Origin of the sequence: Streptomyces sp. 3214.6, assembly GCF_900129855.1 — a bacterium.
Taxonomy (GTDB): Bacteria; Actinomycetota; Actinomycetes; order Streptomycetales; family Streptomycetaceae; genus Streptomyces; species Streptomyces soliscabiei.
Window position 1 is genome coordinate 434,158 of the sequence record NZ_LT670819.1, and the last position, 18,299, is coordinate 452,456.

Sequence of the window (18,299 nt, forward strand, 5' to 3'; positions counted from 1 at the left end):
CTAGGTGATGGTTCCTTTGGGTCCGGTCGGCCGGCGGTGCCACACCGAGGGGCCCTCAAGAGGTTGTCGCCTCGACCAGGGACCTGGGCCGCATGTCCGTCCAGTTCCGTTTCACGTACTCCAGGCAGTCCTCTCGCCCAGCTTCGCCGTGTACTACGGTCCAGCCCTTGGGCACAGTGATGGCGGCGGGCCACAACGAGTGTTGTCCCTCAGCATTGACCAGCACCAGGTACACGCCGTCCTGGTCCTCGAATGGATTCGCCACTGCTTTCACTCCCCTAGGTAAGTTGTCATCATTCGTCAGCGGCCGCTCAACTCGATATGCGTGCCGAATTCACGGGCAATAAGAAACGTGTGTACCCCGCCATTGGTATCTTCCGGGGCGGGCTGTACGATCAGCGCCTCGCGCCGCAAACGGCTCGGGCTGGTTCGCCGCGACCACCGGAACCTGCGTGTGGTCATAGGACTCGATCGAACATCAGCGCTTGATGCACTCCCCCAGCACGTCGACTGTGCTGATCGGCGCATCCGGGTCCGCGGCAAGAGCGGCCAGCATCCGCCGGTAACCGTCCGCCACGCGCTGTGCGGACTCCCGTTCGAACAGGTCGAGCCGGTACTCCAGGAACGCATCCATCCCAGCCGGCTCCTTGTACGGGCCGAAGTTCTCCCGCAGGCTCAAGGCCAAGTCGAACATGGAGCTGCCGCCGTCGATGTCCAATGGCACGTCGGTCAATCCGTCGAACTTGAGCCCGGCGTCGGCGTTGTTCTCCAGGGTGAACATGACCTGGAAAAGCGGGTGACGGGTCCGCGAGCGGGCAGGATTGAGTGCCCTGACCAGGCGATCGAAGGGAATGTCCTGGTTGTCGTAGGCATCAAGGGCGACGGTCTGGACCCGCTTGACCAGGTCTCGCAGACTCGGGTCGCCGGACACTTCAACGCGGAATACCAGCATATTGACGAAGTACCCGACGAGTTCGGTCAGCGCATCATCCATGCGGCCAGCCACGGGCGAGCCGATCGGAATGTCGGTGCCCGCACCGAGCTTGCTCAGCAGCGCCGCAAACCCGGCCTGCAATACCATGAACATGGTCGCATTTTCGGTGCGGGCGACCTCGGCCAGTGCTGTATGGAGATCGACGTCGAGGGTGAACTCGATCGCGCCCCCGGCGAAGTCGGACATCGGTCGGCGCGGGTGATCCACCGGCAACCGCAGTTCCTCGGGCATGCCGTCGAGCACCGAACGCCAGTGCTTGAGCTGTCTCGACGCCAGGCTGTCCGGGTCCTCCTCGCGGCCCAGCAACCGCCTCTGCCAGACTGCGTAGTCGGCGTACTGGACAGGCAGCGGCGGCATATTCGGCTCGGCACCACGGCGCCGCGCCGCGTAGGCCCGGGCGAGGTCTCGGGTGAGCGGCCCCAACGACCAACCATCGCTGACGATGTGGTGCATCGATATAAGCAACACGTGCTCCTGCGGCCCCAGCGCGAACAGCCATGCCCGAAGGGGCAGGTCGCGCACAAGGTCGAACGGGCGTTCCGAGGCCTCGTGCATCGCCTGATGCAGCTCTTCCTCGGCAAGCTCCTTGTACTCCAGTCTCACTGCGCATTCTGAGATATCCAGGACAACCTGGTGCGGCACGCCTTCACCGTCCCGGATTACCGTGCGAAGCGATTCATGTCGCTGCACGACGTCTCGCAATGCCTCCTCCAGGGCTGTGCTGTCCAGCTGCCCCGTCAGCCGCGAAGCGAGCTGCATGGTGTATATCGAGCTGCCCGGATTCATCTGATGGATGAACCACAGTCCGAGCTGCCCAAACGACAGAGGGATCATGACTGGTCCCACATAATGTTGGCGGTACGGGAGGATCGGATGTGGCTGATGGCGCTTTGCCGTTGATGGCCCAGGAGGAAGGATCGCCCAGTCCTCCGAAACGCTCCGCGTTCACCCGCTGAAGAGTCGACGTGCTGCGCGCGATGCCGCCCGACAAGAGGCTGATCACCCCGGTCCGATCGGTCACACAATCGGATTGACACCATCATTAAGATCCTTACTGCTCTGTGCGGGCCCATCCGACCGCGCGGAAGTCATCCGGCGCCCGCCGTGGGTCAGCGGACCGTCGGGAGGAGTGCCGGCCGGGTGATGACGGCGATCTGACCAGAGTCGATCTGCGCCGCGAGCAACGCCGCGGTAGGCGCCTGGAACAGGGTCTTGATACCGATCTCTACACCCATGGCACTCCGGATCCGGCTCAGCAGACGCACCGCGTGCAGCGACTGGCCGCCGAGTTCGAAGAAGCTCTCGTCCACGCCGACCGCAGCGAGGTCCAGCACTTCGCCGATCAGCTGGCACAGTTGCTGCTCGCGCGCGGTGCCCGGGCTGCGATCGGTGACAGATGTACGACCATCCGGAGCAGGCAGGTTACGGCGGTCCACCTTGCCGTTCGTGGTCAACGGCAGGTTCTGCAAGCGCACCACGGCAGACGGGAGCATGTAACCGGGCAACTGTGACGCGGCGTGGGCGAGGATCTCCTCGTTGGGCGCCTGGGCCACTACGTAGGCGACGACTTGCCGCAGCCCCGGCCTGTCTTCGCGCACCACGACGGCGGTCTGTTCCACACCTGGGTGCGCTGCGATCACGTTCTCGATCTCGCCGAGCTCGATCCGGAAGCCGTTCAGCTTGACCTGGTCGTCCCGGCGCCCGACGAACTCAAGATTCCCGTCCTCACGCCAGCGGGCCCGATCTCCGGTGCGATACATCCGCCCCCCGTCCGGACCGAAGGGACAGGCAACGAAGCTGGCCGCAGTGAGGCCGGGTCGGTTGAGATATCCGCGGGCCAGCCCAGCGCCGGCAAGGTACAGCTCGCCCGCCACGCCCACCGGCAGCGGCCGCAGGGCCTCGTCCAGGACGAAGATCTGGGTGCCGGCGATCGGCAGGCCGATGGGTGGCGGTTCGTTCCCCGTCAGCGGGCCGGTCAGCGTTGCGCACACCGTGGCCTCGGTGGGCCCGTAAGCGTTGAACATACGGCAACGCCCGGACCAGCGTGCGGCGAGGTCGGCGGTCAGGCTTTCCCCGGCAACCACGATGGTCAGGTCCACGGGCAGGTCCCCGTCGGGGGAAAGCGAGGCGAGTACCGAGGGCGGCAGGGTTACGTGCGTGACAGTCTCTCGGACAAGCAGTGCTTCGAACGAACCTCCGACGAAGTCGTGAAGTTCCGGGACAAACACCGCCGTAGCGCCGCTGAGCAGGGCCATACAGAGCTCCGAGACAGAGGCGTCGAAGCTTGGACTGGCGAATTGCAGGACCCTGCTGTCGGACCGTACGCCGAATGCCTCGATCTGCGCGCCGGAGAGCCCAGCGAGGCCCTCGTGCGTGACTGTCACGCCCTTCGGTGTTCCGGTCGAACCGGAGGTGTAAATGACGTATGCCGGGTGCGCGAGGGTGAGTGGGTGCGACCGCTGTGCGTCGGAGACGTTCGATGCGTCCGCGTCCGCGTCACGCCCGGTCTGCTGTTCGTCGAGGACCAGGATCGGCATCGTCCAGGGCTGGGCCGTGGCGCCGGCGGCATCGGTCAGCAGCAGGGCGGGACGCGCGTCGCCGACGATGTACTCGATTCGCCCGGTCGGATAGGCCGGGTCGAGCGGTAGGAACGCGGCACCCGCCTTGCTGATCGCGAGGATGGCCAGGACGAGGAGCGGGCCGCTGGGCAACGCAACCCCCACCAGCTTCTCGGGTCCCAGGCCGCGGGCAATCAGAGCTCTGGCAAGCCGGTTGGCCCGCTCGTTGAGTTGTCGGTAGCTCCACCGCAATTCGCCGCAGGAGACCGCGCATGCGTCGGGGCGCCGCGCGACTTGGGCCTCGAAGAGCGAGGGGAGGACGACGGGATCGTAGGATGCGCCGTCTCCGCTCTGCTGCATTACCAGCAGAGCGTGCTCCTCCTCTGAGGCCAGTGGAATCTCCCACAGCGGTCGGTTCGGCGAGCGGACCGCGTTGTCGAGGAAAGTGGTGTAGTGCGATGCGATGCGGCGGATCGTCTCCGGCGCGAACAGGTCGGTCGCGTACTCGATTTCCGCTTCGAGTCGGCCGTCCCGCTCAGTGACCTCGATACTCAGGTCAAGTTTGGCGGCGGTGCGCGGCGGCGGTGCGGCGCCCTCGATCGTCAGTCCCGCGCCGTGTATGGACTCCTCAAGTGCCTCGTCGTAGACGAACGCCGTCTGGAACAGCTGATTGCGGCTCGGGTCGCGTGGCGGATCAAGTCGCTCGATGACCTTCTCGATCGGCGCTTCCTGATAGGCGAGACCCTCGACGGAAGCCCGGCGTGTCTGGTTGACCAGGTCGTGGAAGGTCTGATCTCGCTCTGGGCGTACCCGGAGGGCCACGACATTGACGAACATGCCGATCATTTCCTCGGTGCCCGGCTCGGTCCGACCGGCCATGGGGGTGCCCACCAGCAGGTCCTCTTGGCCTGCGTAGCGGCCGAGAACGGCAGCCCAGCCAGCGAGCATGACCACGTAGGGGGTGACGCTCCAGCGGCGGGCCGCCGCCGTGAGTTCGACGCGCAGCGAAGCCGGCAATGTGAAGAAGTGGCTGGCGCCATGGAAGCTCATGCGTGGCGGACGCTGGTAATCGGTGGGCAGTTCAAGTGCGAAGGACGCGTCCCTGAGCTGGGTGCACCAGTGCTCGACCTGGCTGTCCAACAGACCCTCGTCGAGCGAGCGACGTTGCGCGACGGCGTACTGCCCGTAGCCGAAAGGCAGCGCGGGGAGCTCGGGTGTGCGGCCCTCGGCCCCCGCGGCAAGAAGTTCGGCAAGCTCCTGGACCAACACGCCGGCCGAGACTCCGTCGAAGATCAGGTGATGTACGTCCACCAGCAGGCGGTGATCAGCGGGACCAAGGCGGTACAAGCCGAACCGCACGAGCGGCCCATGCAAGAGGTCGAACGGAGCCGCCGTCGCGGCGCTCACCCGCTCGGTCATCTCCTGCTCCGAGGCCACATCCTGTGGATCGAGTCTTATGGGGCGTGCGGGGACGACGACGACCCGGGGGGAGCCAGACGCGTTGGACACGACAGAGTGCAGCACCTCGTGTCGTTCAACGATATGGGTCAGAGCCACCTCAAGCAGCCCGAGGTCCAGCTCGCCGCGCAGGGCGAACACAACCGGGGTCCCGTAGTGCGAGCCCGCATCGGCGAGCTGCTCGGAGACCCAGATCCGCTCCTGTGCCAGGGAAAGGGGGAAACCCCTGTCAACGCGGCGGTCCTGGCTGTCTTTCGGTTGCATCGCAGAGTCTTGGGTAGTCGACACTGACGTCTCCCCGTCCTTTCCGGGTAGGGTCCGTCCGGCCGCGAGGGCCGAGGCGCTGTGGGTCGTCAATAGATCACTCGCGCGTCGTGGCTGATTCTGCGATCGCGCGACTTCCGCAAGTCGCGCACCACGTTCAGCCTCTTGAGCCAGCGGTCCGTGCCGTCGAAGCGGGCAGTGAATGGCACCCTGCCGTGCACGATCTTGTAGTTGTCCAGGAAGAGCAGTTCACCTGGTTCAAGCACGTAATCTCGTATGTTGCGATCGACCTCCGCGACGACAGCCTTCATTGCGCGGGCGCTGTCCGGGACGGCGTATGCGTCCTCCATGAAGAATGGATCGATGCGTAGATAGGGTGCTTCGCGGTCGCCGAAGAGGATGGCGACTCGGTCGGGCTCGCTGTCCTTGGCCATGATCCATTCATAGCTGCGCGAGAGCAGCTCGCGTTCGCGCGTCGACATCTCCCGGTTGTCTTCGTCGTGGTGCGGCAGATGCGAGCGGTCGGGCTTGATCGGGTACCGCTCCTGACTGAGCAGGTCCCTGATCTCATCAGTGAGCTCGAGGTCGTCGACCGAGGCGAATGTCGTTGCCACCCGGTCGTGGTTGCGCAGACAGGCCAGGCCGAGGTAGTCGGCCCGCAGCGGGTGGAAGGCCTCCTCGGTGTGCCAGGTCAGCAGTTCTTCGCTGCCCGAGCCAAGCTGCTCATTTTCGTGACCCTTGATCGGAAAGATGTCGTGCATGATCCGGCCGTCCTGCTGTGTCGCCCAGCCGATGGCGTCGCCCAGCAGGGATGCGCAGAGCATGAAGTACACCTCCGCGGGGAGCGTGGACGCCCGGCCAACGTGGGTACGCCAGTGCTCGGGAGTGGGCCCGATAGCAACGTCGTCAATCCGGAAGCCGCGGATGGACAGCGCGCCACCGGAAGCCTCCAGGCGGAACGCGCTCAACTCAGCCCGCAGCCGCTGCGGCAGCTCGTGTGCGTACACCGCGCACTGCCTGACGAACTCCGGGTCACTGATCGAGTGGAACTTCGCCGTGAGCGAAGTGAGTACTTCGTTGACTGTCTTTAACTCAATGTCCGAGAGTTCAATGCTCTGCATGTTCGTCAGGGTTCCTTTCCGCCTCACGATTTGAGACTCGCGGCGATCTCAGCGCCCAAAATGTCCAGGCCTTTGCTTAGTTGGCTGCGATCGCCGCCGAAACCGAGCCGGACGCGGCCAGGGTGGTCGAATGCCCGGCCGGGGACGAGCAGTATGTTGCTGGTCTCTCCCAGCCGACGGCAAAGCTCGGTCGTGTCCCGCCACGGGCGCAGTTGCGGGAACGCTGTCACTCCGCCGAGGGGCAGCGGGAGGTCTACATGATCCTCGTGCTGCGCGGCCCAGTCGGCCAACAGGCCTCGGTTGGCCTTGGCGTTCTTCAGCCTGGGAGCGATGAAGGCGTCTGCACGCTGTACGACGCGCAGCGCAATGAACTCGACCAGCGGAGAGAGGCTGAGGGTGATGCGGTCGCGTAGGTTGGTCATCGCCCGCAGCATCTCCGGGTCCGCCATGCACCACCCGAAACGCATGCCGGGTAGACCAAAAGCTTTTGAGAAGGTTCCGATCGACACAGTGCGCGGATAGGTCAGTCCGGGGTCCGGCAGCGGTGCATCGTCGTAGACCAGGTCCGTGAAAGCGCCGTCCCACAGGAGATAGGCGCCAACATTGTCAGCAATCTCAAGCAGGCGACGGAAACCAGCAAGGTCGAGTGTCGCGCCGGTCGGGTTGTGCGGAAAGTTGACCACAATAACCTTTGTGCGCGCAGTGACGAGCCTCGCAAGTTCCTCCACGTCAGGCCGAAATTTGTCCTCCGCGCGCAGCCGCCAGCGCAGAACTTCGCACCCCATGGACTCTGCTACGGATACGTGCGAGTGGTAGGCCGGGTGCAGAGCGACGACTTGGTCACCTGGCTCAAGGAGGGTCTGGAGCGCGACGTAAATAGCCTCGCTGCCGCCGTGCGTAAGCATCACCCTGCGCGCGTCACCGTCCCCCCAGCGCGAGGCGATGGCCTCGCGCAGGTCGTCCCGACCCAGGCACGGACTGTCCCGGAAAACGATCTCGTCCAAATCACCAGGCTCGATGCCGGTGAGTTGACGCACCTGTCCGAGCGAGTAGTCAAGAACCCCACTCGACCCTATGTCTATCGCAGCGTCATGATAGTGGTCGCGCATCCAGTCTTCGAGCAATGCCCCATCAAAATTCATCGTTCTCCAGAACCTTATCCTCGCGACCTGATAACAACCAAGGCTCGCGGGGATGTCTGACTCTCGCGTGCTCAATCAGTTCGACAGAGATGCTGAACTCGCGTTTCTGGTCCAATGACTGTCGATTCCTCAAACTCCCAGATCGAGGGTGTGAGGTCTTCTGTGGAGCAATGTATGTCCTCTCCGATATGGGTAGTTGACAGATATTGCCCGCTGTGGGATCTGCATTGCTGCCCATGCGTCGATGAGTCGGGTGCCAGGTCAGGGCGGTTCGAGTGTGAGGCATGTTCCGGCGCGGCACCCCTCGACGATGTCGGGCCAGTACTGGTTCGGTTTCGGCTTGCTCATCACCGCAGGGCTGTTGCAAAACCTGACGGTCTTGGACCGTTGCCGGCCAGGCCAGGCCGAGGAGTTCCAGCGGGCGGTGGAAGGGCTGGTAGGACATCTCGCGGAGCTCGGCAGCGATATTCGGGTGGCCTGCCGCTCGTAGCTGGTTGATCGCGAAGCTGCGGAGGGTGGCCATGTTGTCGGGGCCGTGGCCGGTGCGGATCTTGGAGGCATCCTCGGTGAGCGTGGCGTCGCGGACGGAGTGCAGCCGGTTCTCGATCACCCCCTGTGAGCGGGCCAGTTGCCCGAGCCGCTGGGAAGATGCTTGGCGGGCGGTGAGGTCGGTGAGTGAGGTCTTTCAGGGCGGCCACCGATCGAGGTGACAGACGCTGTGGCCACAACGCACAAGGCTCCCGTGCCGTTGAGGTAGATGTTCGAAGTCTCAACTCATCGGCGCAGGAGCCTCGTTGGTTCCTCATCCTGCCTCTCGACCTGCCTCATGCGCTCATCGAGTGGGGGACGATGCTCATCGTCACCCGTGAAGGTGAGCGCGGCTGCAAACTCCCGCCGCACCAACGTGCCCTGGTCGCTCTGGTGTACCTGCGCGAACACGAGCCCCTCGCGCAGATCGCCGCCGGTTTCGGCATCTCGGCCGGCACCGCGCACGCCTACACCACCGCGGTCATCAATCTCCTGGCCGACCGTGCCTGCATCGGTGCCGGCGCGTGGGTGACGACACCGGCCAGACGGCCTGCCGACGGCGAGCTGTCGCTCACCCAACGGACCGTCAACCAGGCGCTATCGAGGGCGCGGACCCCGGTTGAGGGCGGCGTTGCCTGCCTGAAGTGCTGGCGGATCTTCCGACGGGCTCGGTTCAGCCCGAATCGAATGACGTCAATCGCAGCAGCGGTACTCGCTCTGGAGCGGCAACGCTGAAAGACCTCAGTCGAGGAGAGCAGGGTGGCTCGCCACCACCGTCTCGAAGCGGTCGTCGTTCCAGTTGGAAAGCCGCTGTGTGCAGCAACGGTGCCCGGCCGAAGTCGAACGGGCGGTGCGCCAGTTGCTGCACGGCGTCCTCAAGTACGCGTCTCCGGGTATCGGCGTCCGCGATCATGCGAACGTCGACGATGCCGGGCTCGCACACCGCCTCACGGTGGAACACCTGCTTAGGGGACAGCCCGGCCGACAACTCGAACGAACTGCGCAACACCGGATGCGCGGCAAGAACGACGGGAGAGCGCGGGGAGACGATTCTCTCTTCTCAGAGGCAGCCCGCAGGTCAACCGTCCGACGGCGTTACGGGTCGGCCCGCCGTCGCCCAGCTCACAACTCCGCACCAACGCGAGCTGCTGCTCCGTCAGCGGTAATGCGCCGACATCATGCCCCAAGGAACTCCCCTTCGGCCGAGGCGAATGCCCCATTCAGGCGATTGCCTCAAAAGTGATCGGAAGGGATGCAAGGAAGCGGAAGTTGATGCTTTCGAGCCACTCAGGCTGCGCCGCCTCGCACTTCCAGTTGGTGGTCCGACGCAGCAGCGCCCGCAGTGCGACATCGATCTCGGTGAGAGCTAGTGAGGCGCCCAGGCAGTAGTGGATGCCGTGCCCGAACGACAGGTGATCAGCGGCCGCTCGGGAGACATCCAATGTGTCCGGGTCGGTGTAGCGGCGGGGGTCACGATTCCCTGAACCAAGAACCAGGGTCACCGACTCGCCAGCTCGGATCAGGTGCTCACCGAGGTCGATGTCGGCGAGCGCCTTCCGAGTGGTGAACTGGACCGAACTGTCGTATCTCATCAGTTCGTGCGTGGCGGGTGTAATCAGCTCAGGATCTCTGCGCAGCCGCTGAGTTTGCTCGTCGTTGTTCAACAGGGCGAGGACCGCGTTCCCGATCATATGTGTGGTAGTCGCCTGACCCGCGTCGATGAGCAGCAGGAAGTTGGCGAAGACTTCGTCCTCGGTGTAGTCGGCTGCCCGGAGTTGGGGACTGATCATCCGGCTGAAGAAGTCGTCGGCCGTGCTGTTTCGACGAGCGGTTGCAGTGCGGTCGAAGGACTCCCTCAGTGCCTGTATCCGTGCGTTCTGGGAGTCGGACTGGGTAAAGAACTCATGCAACAGCCCCTGCCAGCTCTCCAGGAGGTGGGCGGCATCGTCGGATACGCCTGCCAGTTTCGCGATCACGCCACGGCTGAGCGGTTCCGAGAAGTCGTGAATGATGTCCATGCGCCCGCTCGGCAAGACCTTGTCGAGTAGCTCGTCGGCCAACTCCTGGACATGAAAGCGTAGTTCCCGGACGAGGCGGGGAGAAAGGCTCGGCCTGATCAGTCGGCGTAGCCGGGTGTGATGCGGCGGATCATTGAACAGCATCATGTCTGACAGCGTGCGAGCCAGCAGTGCAACATCGCCACGGGCCTGTTCGGGCAAGCTCTCATAGAAATCCGATATTCTGGCTGCTGAAAGACTCCCGTCCTTCGAGATATCGATGATTTCCGGATGGCCGAACACCGCCCAGGTCTGCATCCATTCATCCCACTGCACCGGTGATTTTGTACGTGACTCGGCATAGAATGAGTATGGCTCCGCCGCATGTTCGGGATCGAGCAGGTGAGATAGATTCGTCGTTTCGGGAGTGCGCATGGAGGATCCTCCAGTCCACCGCATCGAAGAAGTCGAAACTCGAGGCTTCGGGGGATAGATCGACAGGAGTCGGCCTTCATTGTTGACTCCGCGTCGAATATTGCTGTAACGGAATCCCCAGTATCGGCCTGGACACCGGTTGAGCCAGGGGCCGACTGGCCACCCGCCATAGCCTGGCCCGCCCGGAAAGCGAAGGCAGCATGCTACTGGCGCCGTGGTCAATTGGTACGGTCAGCTCCGTTCCGCCCAGGGTTTCAGGATGGAAGAGTCGGATGAAGTCGCGGGCGATCGTCGTCCGTACGTCTTCACCAGCGCTGAGTCGTACTTCGACTGCACGCTCACTCGAACAAAGCCGGGTGACCAGGGATGCAAGTTCCGGGTGGGGATCGGGGTACCGCAGACACGGTTATCGTCGTCAGGTATCTACGCAAACTCAGCGGCCGCATATCCGTCCATATCTTCGCGATATGGTTGAGACAGTATTGCTTCTCCCCCGAGACCCCGATTCTGTTCCAGCCCGCCGGAACGGCTTGATCAAGCGGCCCGATATTTTTGGCCTTCTTGCTCGTGCACCGGATCCTCCCTTTACGGCCCGCCGAATCATGAATAGTCTACGGGAGTTAAGCACTGCGCCCGTGATGGAATATCGAGCAGGCTAGCGATGTCCGCGAGCTGGCGTCAAGTGTCGCCAGCAAAGCACGGTTGACAGTTATTGCGCTCTTCTGGACGCATATTGCGCGCCGCCTCGCCGGCCCTTCTTTCGGCATTGACGCTGGGGTGAACGGATGCCAGAGTGAATCCTCTCCGGTCTGAGCGGAGTTAAGTGACCGTCCGATGAGCGTGTACTGCTCATGTTCGCCCGCCACGCCTGTCCGTAGGAATGCAGTCTGATTTCGGGAGTTGATACCGGTAGTACCTGATCCGTTGGCAACGCTAGCCGGGTTGTGGGCTGAACTGCTTGGACACACCGATCTCCGTGACGACTCCGACTTCTTCTAGTTGGGGGGGAGATTCACTGCTGATCACATTCCTTACCCGCCAGCTCGACCAGCGTCTCGGCGTTCGGGTCCCCGCCTGGGCGATGTTGGCACGCCATGAAGCGAGCAGCGTCAGCCGAGAACCAGTGTGGGAATCCTGATGACCTTGCCAGAACAGAACTTTGTGAGGTGTCAAAGCAGCATGCCACGGTCACACGGAAACGAATCCGCCAGGCTGACAGGCCGCCAGACAGCCCGGCACTGCCCAACCGGTCTACCCGGTCTGATCAGGGATGTTTCAGGTCGGACCCCGAACCGCACGGCCGCTCGCTGCGGTTCGGACAGCCTCAGCTACCGGCAGTTGGAAGTGTGGTCCGACGCTGTCGCGCGCACCCTGCGCGACTGCGCACCGAAGGGCCTGCCGGTGGTGGTCGCAGTGCCCCGCAGCACTGCCCTTCTCGCCGCCCTCCTGGGTGTCCTCAAGGCAGGACTGCCGTATCTTCCGGTCGACCCCGACGACCCGCCCGCTCGGCTGGCCGGCGTCCTGGAGACCGCGGGCAGCCGCGTAGCGCTGGTCAACGCCCGGACTCTGCCGGTCCTGGCCGGGCAGGGACTGCGCCCCGTCGAGGTCGAGGCCCTGCGCGGCGCGCCGGACGCCCCCGATGTCGAGCTGGACCCGCTGCCCGACGTACCCGCCGAGCAGCCCGCGTACGTGATGTTCACCTCCGGCTCCACCGGCACGCCCAAGGGCGTCGTCCTGCCCAGCATGGCCCTGTGCAACCGACTGCTGTGGATGCGCGACGCCTACGACGTGGTGCCCGAGGACAGGATCCTGCAGAAGACCCCCGTCACCTTCGACGTCTCCGGCTGGGAGCTGTGGCTTCCTCTGATCACCGGCGCGACGTGCGTGTTCCTCCCTCCGGAGGAGCATCGGGATCCCGCCCTGGTGGCCTGTGCCATCCAGGAGCACGGGATCACGTTGTGCCACTTCATCCCGTCAATGCTCCGTGAGTTCCTGCGTCGGCCCGAGGCCGGACGCTGCGGTTCGCTGCGGCACGTCTTCTGCAGCGGCGAGGCCCTTCCCGTCGCCGTGGCGCGCGGCTTCGCCGCGCTGTTGCCGGCCCGGCTGCATAACCTCTACGGCCCCACCGAGGCCGCCATCGAGGTCACCCACTGGACCTGCCCGGAGCGGGCCGAGGACATCGACCGGATCCTGATCGGACAGCCTATCGACAACTGCGTCCTCGGCGTCTTCGACCCGGACGGCCGTCCCGTCCCCGACGGAGACGAGGGTGAGCTGTACATCGGCGGCATGCCCCTGGCGCTCGGCTACCTCAATCGCCAGGACCTGACCGACCGGGCCTTCGTCCCCGCCGACGCCGACGCGTCCGTGCGCACGTGGTACCGCACCGGCGATCGCGTGCGCCTGCTGGACGCGGGCCTGGAGTATCTGGGCCGCGTCGACGACCAGGTGAAGATCCGCGGCCAGCGCATCGAACCGCAGGAGGTCGAGCACCACCTGGCCAGCCACCCCGAGGTCGCCGCCGGGGTCGTGGTCGCGGCCCGGGTCGGCGAGGACAGGGAGTTGGTGGCCTGGATCCAGCCCGCCGAAGGGAGCGCCCAGGCCCTGACCCATGGTGGGGCGGTCCGACGACTGCGCGAGCACCTGGCGGACCTGGTCCCGCCGGGATATGTGCCGACCCACTTCCTGGCTGCGACGGAACTGCCCCTCACCAGCAGCGGCAAGCAGGACCGCAAACTGCTGCAGCAACGCGCCGAGCAGCGGTTGAACGCCCACCGGCCGGCACCGCGGGCCGGTGAGGCGGGCGAGGCACAGGCGCAGGACGTCCTGGGCGAGATCTGGTGCGAGGCACTTCCTCATGCAGAAACCTATCCGGACTCCCAGACAGAGGAGATAGCCGCCGCCCCGACGGACGACACGACTGGACGGGTGTCCGCCGCGTGGGCCGAGGTACTGAAGCGGGAAAACGTTCCGATCGAGGCGAATTTCTTCGATCTGGGCGGCCACTCGTTCAAGCTCTTTGAGCTTCAGAACGCCCTTGAGCGACATACGGGAGTTCGGCTCTCGGTTGTTGATCTGTTCTCGCACACCACGGTGGCGGCGCAGGCAACGCTGATCCGTGACGGCGTGCCCTCAGACGATGGTTCGGCTGTGGTCGGGCGAGCGGCACCGGCCAGGCGCGCTCGCGCGCTGCGAGCACGGCGCCAGCGGTCCCGGGATTGAAGCCCAGGCCGTACGCTATCCGGGACGCGCTGAGCGGATCGATGAGCCCTCACCAACCGATCTGCATCATCTTGCCTTCGAGATCGCCGACGCCTTCGATCCGTCGGATGAGCGTCCCATCGCATTATTCGGGCACAGTGTGGGCGCCTTGGTAGCCCTGGAGACTGCCCGAGTCCTCCAGGCGCGCGGCACCCGTGTGGCGCATCTATTGGCTTCGGGCACCCGCAACGCAGCCAGCTACCCACCGCCCGCCGAGGCCGAGAACGACGCCGACGACCTGTTAATGGACACCCTGGTCGGGTTGGGAGGCACAGCCCCGGAGTTGGCCGCCGACCCGACTTTCAGAGATCTGGTTCTTCCCTACGTCCGCAGCGATGCCCTGATGCTGGACACCTATGACTTCAGCATGGAGCCGCAGTTGCACTGCCCCGTTTCCACAATCGTCGGCGACGAAGACCAGCATGCGGACCGCCGACCCTGGCACGAGCTAACCGCGGGGGTGTTCTTCGAGCACCTGGTGAGGGGAGGTCATTTTCTACTTTCATTCAGAACCTCCTTACGCTCTGATCAGGAAATCCCTCAACGTCAAGATAACCAGCCGGAAGGACTCGTCTCATGCAGGCCAATAGGGATGTAACCCTGACACGGGAAAATCCGTAGTGGGGTACGTGGCGAGGGAGCCGGGGGCTGATGTGACGCAGGAAGGCGTTCGATCGGCGATTTCTGATTCCGTGCCCGCGCACTTGATACCGTCGGCAATCGTTGTCCTCGACCGCATGCCCATGACGACGAATGGGAAGGTGGACGAAACCGCGCTGCCCGATCCCCCCTCCTCGCGCCCCGAGCTGAGCCAGTCGTACACCGCCCCGGGCAGCGCGGCCGAGCGGCGCGTGGCCCGGGTGTGGCAGCAGGTGCTGACCCTGGACCAGGTCGGCGTCCACGACAACTTCTTCGACTTGGGCGGCAATTCGATACGGCTGCCGGCCGTCCTCGCGGCGCTTCAGAAACACCCGGAGTACCAGGACCTCATCACCCTGACCGACCTGTTCCGGCACCCGACGGCGGCCGCCCCGGCTGCCCATCTCGACCAGACGGCCGAGCAGGAGGCGGCCCGGCGCGGCAGCGACCGCCGGGCCGCCCTGCACAAGCTCCGTTCCAGGAAAGGCACGACGCGATGACGACCGACGAAGCCGCACAGCACGACCTTGACCAAGCGGTGGCCGTCGTGGGGATGAGCGGACGCTTCCCCGGCGCCCCCGACCTCGACGCCTACTGGGCCAACCTGCGCGACGGCGTCTGCTCGCTGTCCACGTTCACCGAGAAGGAACTGCTCGCCGACGGGGCGGACCCGGCCGAGCTGCGCAATCCCGCGTTCGTCCCGGCGCAGGGGCATCTCGCTGACGCGGACCGCTTCGAGGCCGAGATCTTCGGCTTCAACCGCACCGAGGCGGCCGCCCTGGACCCGCAGCACCGGGTGCTCCTGGAGACCGCCTGGTCGGCGCTGGAGGACGCCGGGTACGCCCCGCTGAACGCACCGTCCCGCACCGGCGTCTACATGGGCGGCAGCTCGACGGAGCACGCGCTGGCCGCCGAGACGGACCCGGCGCTCGCCGCGTCGATCGGCGCGCTCCAGGTGCGTCTCCTCACCGACCGCGAGTTCCTGGCGCCCTGGATCTCCTACCGGCTGGGCCTGGACGGGCCGAGCATGATGGTCCAGACGGCCTGCTCGTCCTCGCTGACGGCGGTCCACGTTGCCGTCCAGGCCCTGCTGCTCGGCGAGTGCGACACCGCGCTCGCGGGCGGCGTCGCCATCGGCGCCCCGCGCAAGGAGGGCTACGTCTACTACCAGGGCGGGACCTCCTCCCCCGACGGCCGCTGCCGCCCCTTCGACGAGAAGGCGGCCGGCACAGTGCCGGGCAGCGGGGTGGGCGTGCTGGTGCTGCGGCGGCTGGAGGACGCGCTCGCCGACGGCGATCCGGTGCGCGCGGTGATCCGGGGCGCGGCCGTCACCAACGACGGGGCCGGCAAGGTCGGCTTCACCGCTCCGGGCGTGGACCAGCAGACGGCCGCGATCACCGAGGCGTGGACGGCGGCGGGGCTGGAGCCGTCGGCGGCGCAGTACCTGGAGGCGCACGGGACCGGGACCGAGCTGGGTGACCGGATCGAACTGGCGGCGGCGAGCGCGGCGTTCACCGCCCGAGCCGGCCTCGACGGCGGCGTCGGCATCGCGCTCGGTTCGGTGAAGTCGAACATCGGGCACGCCGACGCGGCGGCCGGTGTGGCGGCGCTGATCAAGACGGTCCTGATGCTGGAGCACGCCACCCTGGCCCCGACGGTGAACGTCACGAGCCCGATGGCCGCCCTGCGGGACTCGCCGCTGCGGCTGGTGACCGAGACCCGTCACTGGCCGCGCAGGCCGGACCTGCCCCGGCTGGCCGGCGTGACGTCGGTCGGCATGGGCGGCACGAACGTGCACGTGGTGGTGCAGGAGGCACCGGCACGCGAGCCGCGCGCGAAGGCCGACGCCCGCCCGACGGTTTTGCCGCTGTCGGCCCGCACCGAGCATCAACTCGCTCTCGTGGCGTCGCGGTTGGCGGCACGTCTGCGCGAGGCCGACGCCCCCGCCCTCGCCGATGTCGCACACACCTTGCGCACCGGCCGGGTCGGGATGCCCGTGCGTGCCTACGTGGTCGCCGCCGGCGTGCAGGAGGCGTCGGACAAGCTCATGGCACTGGCCGAGGGCCACCCGGATCCGGGGCGGGACCCGTCGGGGGAGGCGTGGCTGCGCGGCGAGGAGGTGACCTGGCCGGCGCTCGACGGCGAGGTGCGCCGGGTACGGCTCCCGTCGTACCCGTTCGCGGGCGAGAGCTACGGGGCCCTGACACTGCGCGGCCGGGCCGCTCAGGCGCCGGCCGAGAGTGCGGCACCCGCACCGGGGAGCGAACTGGAGGCCGGGGTCGCCGAGTTGGTGATGGAGGCGCTGGATCTCGACGGGTCCGCCGGTCTGGAGAAGACGTACCTCGAGGCGGGCGGCGACTCGCTGACGTCCGTGCATCTGGCCGGACGGCTCCGCGACGAGCTGGACATCGACGTACCGATCCACCTGTTCCTGGAACCGGTCACGCTCAAAGAGATGACGATCCGCATCGTGGAGATCAAGGAAGGCGGCGAGGGCGTCGGGCGCCCTGCTCGCCGAGTTGCGGCCGTGCGGCGGCCCACCTTCGCCTCGGTGCACGGCGAGGGCGTGACCGAGGTCCACGCGAAGGACCTCACCCTCGACAAGTTCCTCGATGCACACCTCCTCGCCGACGCCCCCGCGCTGCCCCGCGCCGAGAGGGAGCCGCGCACCGTGCTGCTGACCGGCGCGAGCGGCTACCTCGGCCGCTTCCTCGCCCTGGAATGGCTGCGCACCCTGGCGCCGGCCGACGGCCGGCTGATCGCCCTGGTGCGCGGCGAGGACGCCGCCGCGGCCCGGCAGCGGCTGGACGCGGCCTTCGACAGCGGCGACCCGGAGCTGGTGCGGACGTACGAGGAACTGGCCGCGGTCCATCTCGAGGTCGTGGCGGGTGACATGGCGGAACCGCGGCTCGGCCTGGACGAGGCGGCCTGGGACCGGCTGGCCGACGAGGTCGACCTGATCGTCCACGCCGGTGCGCTGGTGAACCACATCCTGCCGTACCCGCACCTCTTCGAGGCCAACGTCGTCGGCACCGCGGAACTCGTCCGGCTGGCCCTCACCCGCCGGACGAAGCCGATCACCTACATCTCCAGCGTCGCGGTCGCCGACTCCCGCCGGCCGGCCCTCGACGAGGACACCGACGTCCGCGTCGCCATACCGGCCCTGAACGTCGACGGTGGCTACGCCGGCGGGTACGCGACCAGTAAATGGGCCGGCGAAGTGCTGCTGCGGGAGGCGCACGACCTGTGCGGACTGCCGGTCACGACCTTCCGGTCCAGCATGATCCTCGCGCACGGCCGGTACGGCGGACAGCTCAACGTCTCCGACGTGTTCAGCCGCCTCCTGTTCAGCGTGCTCGCCACCGGGGTCGCGCCGCGCAGCTTCTACCCTGCGGACGGCGAACGCGCCCACTACGACGGCCTGCCGGTCGACTTCACCGCCGCCGCCGTGGTGGCGCTGGGGGGCCGCGGCACCTCTGAAGCCCCGTCCGGATACCGGACGTTCAGCCTCGTGAACCCCCACGACGACGGCGTCTCCCTCGACGCCATCGTCGACTGGCTCGCCCAGGACGGCCACGCCATCGAGCGGGTGGACGACTACGCCGAGTGGTACCTGCGGTTCGAGGCGGCGATGCGCGCCCTGCCCGAGACACAGTGGCAGTACACGGCGCTGCCTATCCTGCACGGCTTCAAGGAGCCCGAGGACCCGGTACCCGGATCCGTCATCCCCTCCGACCGGTTCCGCGCCGCCATCCGGGGCGGCGCGATCGCCGGGCACGGGGACATCCCGAGCCTCACGCGCGACCTCGTCGCCAAGTACGCCCGGGACCTGAAGAACCTGATGACAGCGGGGCGTCTCATGGACGGCGGCCACGTCAACCACTGACGTGCCGCCCGGGACG

At 66.3% G+C, this 18,299-nt stretch carries 12 protein-coding genes and 2 pseudogenes; 7 read left to right on the forward strand and 7 right to left on the reverse strand.

Going from position 1 to position 18,299, the window contains the following annotated elements:
• Nucleotides 1-55: 55 nt before the first annotated feature.
• From B5557_RS01780 to B5557_RS44685, 6 genes are all read right to left on the reverse strand, one after another.
• Nucleotides 56-265, reverse strand: coding sequence for an MbtH family protein (locus B5557_RS01780; RefSeq protein WP_079657443.1), 210 nt, complete (start codon nucleotides 263-265; stop codon nucleotides 56-58).
• A 213-nt stretch (nucleotides 266-478) separates the two neighbouring features.
• The gene (locus tag B5557_RS01785) at nucleotides 479-1,828 is read right to left on the reverse strand and encodes a condensation domain-containing protein (RefSeq protein ID WP_079657444.1); all 1,350 of its coding nucleotides are present in this window, start codon (nucleotides 1,826-1,828) and stop codon (nucleotides 479-481) included.
• 275 nt (nucleotides 1,829-2,103) lie between these two features.
• A complete protein-coding gene (locus B5557_RS01790) occupies nucleotides 2,104-5,274 on the reverse strand; it encodes a non-ribosomal peptide synthetase (RefSeq protein ID WP_159424312.1) in 3,171 nt (1,056 codons plus the stop codon).
• An 89-nt stretch (nucleotides 5,275-5,363) separates the two neighbouring features.
• The gene (gntD, locus tag B5557_RS01795; protein ID WP_079657446.1) at nucleotides 5,364-6,395 is read right to left on the reverse strand and encodes a guanitoxin biosynthesis L-enduracididine beta-hydroxylase GntD; all 1,032 of its coding nucleotides are present in this window, start codon (nucleotides 6,393-6,395) and stop codon (nucleotides 5,364-5,366) included.
• A 23-nt stretch (nucleotides 6,396-6,418) separates the two neighbouring features.
• A complete protein-coding gene (gene vioD / locus B5557_RS01800; RefSeq protein ID WP_079657447.1) occupies nucleotides 6,419-7,537 on the reverse strand; it encodes a capreomycidine synthase in 1,119 nt (372 codons plus the stop codon).
• Nucleotides 7,527-8,147: a hypothetical protein gene (locus tag B5557_RS44685; protein ID WP_231976213.1), complete on the reverse strand. Its 621-nt coding sequence runs from the start codon at nucleotides 8,145-8,147 to the stop codon at nucleotides 7,527-7,529. The genes vioD and B5557_RS44685 overlap by 11 nt, the downstream gene beginning before the upstream one ends.
• A 184-nt stretch (nucleotides 8,148-8,331) precedes the next feature.
• On the opposite strand from B5557_RS44685, the pseudogene B5557_RS01810 reads away from it, so the two are divergent.
• Nucleotides 8,332-8,800: pseudogene (locus B5557_RS01810) on the forward strand (transposase family protein).
• A 485-nt stretch (nucleotides 8,801-9,285) separates the two neighbouring features.
• On the opposite strand, the gene B5557_RS01815 reads toward B5557_RS01810, so the two are convergent.
• The gene (locus B5557_RS01815; RefSeq protein ID WP_159424313.1) at nucleotides 9,286-10,497 is read right to left on the reverse strand and encodes a cytochrome P450; all 1,212 of its coding nucleotides are present in this window, start codon (nucleotides 10,495-10,497) and stop codon (nucleotides 9,286-9,288) included.
• Nucleotides 10,498-11,473: 976 nt separating this feature from the next.
• Here B5557_RS01815 and B5557_RS46060 point away from each other — a divergent pair.
• The 6 genes and pseudogenes from B5557_RS46060 (at nucleotide 11,474) to B5557_RS01840 (ending at nucleotide 18,283) form a co-directional block, all read left to right on the forward strand.
• The gene (locus B5557_RS46060; protein ID WP_443031329.1) at nucleotides 11,474-11,635 is read left to right on the forward strand and encodes a hypothetical protein; all 162 of its coding nucleotides are present in this window, start codon (nucleotides 11,474-11,476) and stop codon (nucleotides 11,633-11,635) included.
• Nucleotides 11,636-11,676: 41 nt separating this feature from the next.
• Nucleotides 11,677-13,719, forward strand: a complete 2,043-nt coding sequence (locus B5557_RS01825; RefSeq protein ID WP_231976214.1) for a non-ribosomal peptide synthetase — start codon at nucleotides 11,677-11,679, stop codon at nucleotides 13,717-13,719.
• Nucleotides 13,637-14,356: a thioesterase II family protein gene (locus B5557_RS01830; RefSeq protein WP_079657451.1), complete on the forward strand. Its 720-nt coding sequence runs from the start codon at nucleotides 13,637-13,639 to the stop codon at nucleotides 14,354-14,356. Before B5557_RS01825 ends, B5557_RS01830 begins: the two co-directional genes overlap by 83 nt.
• Nucleotides 14,357-14,369: 13 nt before the next feature.
• Nucleotides 14,370-14,507, forward strand: a pseudogene (locus tag B5557_RS45620) (hypothetical protein); the annotation flags it as partial.
• On the forward strand, nucleotides 14,502-14,897 hold the full coding sequence (locus B5557_RS01835) for a phosphopantetheine-binding protein (RefSeq protein WP_231976215.1): 396 nt from the start codon (nucleotides 14,502-14,504) through the stop codon (nucleotides 14,895-14,897). The pseudogene B5557_RS45620 and the gene B5557_RS01835, both read left to right, overlap by 6 nt.
• Nucleotides 14,894-18,283, forward strand: coding sequence for a thioester reductase domain-containing protein (locus B5557_RS01840; protein ID WP_079657453.1), 3,390 nt, complete (start codon nucleotides 14,894-14,896; stop codon nucleotides 18,281-18,283). Before B5557_RS01835 ends, B5557_RS01840 begins: the two co-directional genes overlap by 4 nt.
• The last annotated feature ends 16 nt before the right edge of the window (nucleotides 18,284-18,299 follow it).